Origin of the sequence: Actinokineospora auranticolor (assembly GCF_002934265.1) — a bacterium.
GTDB classification, from domain to species: domain Bacteria; phylum Actinomycetota; class Actinomycetes; order Mycobacteriales; family Pseudonocardiaceae; genus Actinokineospora; species Actinokineospora auranticolor.
Window position 1 is genome coordinate 58,611 of record NZ_PTIX01000026.1, and the last position, 2,107, is coordinate 60,717.

General features: G+C 72.9%; 3 protein-coding genes. All 3 read left to right on the top strand.

The genetic code is table 11. The features are described from left to right. Genes CLV40_RS31215 through CLV40_RS31225 form a run of 3 tightly spaced genes read left to right on the top strand, consistent with a single transcriptional unit; the run spans position 1 to position 1,958 of the window. Positions 1-879 carry an alpha/beta fold hydrolase gene (locus CLV40_RS31215; protein WP_104482597.1) on the top strand — a complete coding sequence of 293 codons (879 nt, stop codon included), beginning with the start codon at positions 1-3 and terminating at the stop codon, positions 877-879. 33 nt (positions 880-912) lie between these two features. Beyond that, positions 913-1,140, top strand: a complete 228-nt coding sequence (locus tag CLV40_RS31220; RefSeq protein ID WP_104482598.1) for an MbtH family protein — start codon at positions 913-915, stop codon at positions 1,138-1,140. 2 nt (positions 1,141-1,142) lie between these two features. After that, on the top strand, positions 1,143-1,958 hold the full coding sequence (locus tag CLV40_RS31225; protein ID WP_181043849.1) for a siderophore-interacting protein: 816 nt from the start codon (positions 1,143-1,145) through the stop codon (positions 1,956-1,958). Positions 1,959-2,107 lie beyond the last annotated feature (149 nt).

Sequence of the window (2,107 nt, forward strand, 5' to 3'; positions counted from 1 at the left end):
GTGCCGGTCGTCGACCTCAACGGGATCAGCCTGAGCTACCAGGACAAGGGCGCGGGCAGGCCCGTCGTGATGCTGATGGGGATGGGCAGCTCCGGTCGGGTGTGGCACCTGCACCAGCAGCCCGCGCTCATCGCCGCCGGGCACCGGGTGATCACCGTGGACAATCGGGGCGTCCCACCGACCTCCGAGTGCGCCGACGGCATCACCGTCGCCGACATGGCCGCCGACGTCATCGCCCTCGCCGCGCACCTCGGCCTCGACCGCTTCGACCTGGTCGGCACCTCGCTGGGCGCGCGGATCGCCATCGACGTGGCCGCGACCAAACCGGACCTCGTGGGCCGCGTAGTGCTGCTCGCGGCCCGGTCGCGGGCAGGCCGGCTGCACGCGACGTTCGACGCGGGGGAGCGGGACCTGGTCGACGAAGGCGTTGTGCTGCCGTCGCGCTACTACGCCGCCACCACCGCGATGTGGAACCTCTCCCCGCACACCCTGTTCGACCGCGACAAGGTCGGCGAGTGGCTGGACATCCTCGAGTTCGCCACCCAGCCGCCCGGACCGGGGATCCGCGCGCAGATGGACATCGGCGACGACCCGGACCTGTCCGGGCTGTGCGCCCGGGTCACCGCGCCGACGCTGGTGGTCTCGTTCACCGACGACCTCGTCGCCCCGCCGCACCTGGGCCGGGAGATCGCGGACTGGCTGCCCGACGCCTGGTTCACCCAGGTCGACGGCGGCGGCCACTACGGCTACCTGGAGCGGCCCGAGGTGGTGAACGGCCTGCTCACCGAGTTCCTGGCGGTCCCGCCGAGGCCACCTGTGACGGACCCCGCAGCCGGGGAGTCTGGCCCTTCTCGTGTCGTCCGAATTAGGTTAGCCTAACCAACGAAAATGTCGGACCCGAGGAGCACCGCGATGTCGACCAACCCCTTCGACGACGAGAACGGCACCTTCCAGGCCCTGGTCAACGACGAGGGCCAGTACTCGCTGTGGCCGACGTTCCTCGAGGTGCCCGCCGGGTGGACCGTCGCCTTCGGACCGGACAGCCGCGCCGCCGTCCTCGCCTACGTCGAGGACACCTGGACCGACATGCGCCCCCGCAGCCTCGCCGAGCGGATGGACGCCGACCGGACGAGCGCCTGACGGTGAGCGTCACGCAGAGCCCCCGCCCGACCCCCGCCGGCCGCGACTCGCTGCGCCCCTACCGGCTCACCGTCGCGGCCAAGGCGCTGGTCACCCCGCACCTGGCGCGGATCACCCTCACCGGCCCGGACCTGGCCCACTTCACCGAGGTGGGCCCCGAGCCGCGATGCAAGGTGCTGCTGCCGCCCAGGCCCGGCGCGGAGGTCGTGGTGCCGGACGCCGTCCCGTTCTGGGACGAGGTCCGCGCGCTGCCGGAGAGCCTGCGGCCGATCGTGCGCACCTACACCGTGCGCGCGGCCCGGCCCGCGGACCTCGAACTGGACATCGACTTCGTGCTGCACGGCGACACCGGCCCGGCGTCGGCCTGGGCGGGCGCCGCCGCGGTCGGCGACCCGGTGGGCCTCTACGGCTGCCTGAGCAGCTTCGCCCCGCCCGCCGACACGTCGGCGTACCTGGTCGTCGGCGACGAGACCGCGCTGCCCGCGATCAGCGGCATCGTCGGGAGCCTGTCCGTCGGGGCGCGCGCCCGGGTGCTGCTGGAAGTGGACGGGGCCGCCGACGAGCAGCCCCTGGCGTCCGCCGCCGACCTCGACGTCACCTGGCTGCACCGCGACGGCGCCGAACCCGGCACGACCACGCTGCTGCACGACGCCGTGACCGCCGTCGGCGCCGTCGACCCGCGCACCTACGCCTGGGTCGCCGGGGAATCGGCGATGGCCCAGGCCGTGCGCGCGACCCTGGTGCTCGACCACGACCTGACCCGCCAGCGCGTCTACTTCAGCGGCTACTGGCGCAGAGGCCACGCCGAAGACGACTGAGACATTCTCTCCCACCACCCACTCCCTCGTCCCCGCCCGGCACCGTCCCCGACCTGGCGCGCGGACCGTGAACTTGGTCAACAGCAGAATCCCGTTTCTCCCACAGGGTTTGACGGGCGAGCGGCCACGGCCGTGGAAGGTTGCGCAGG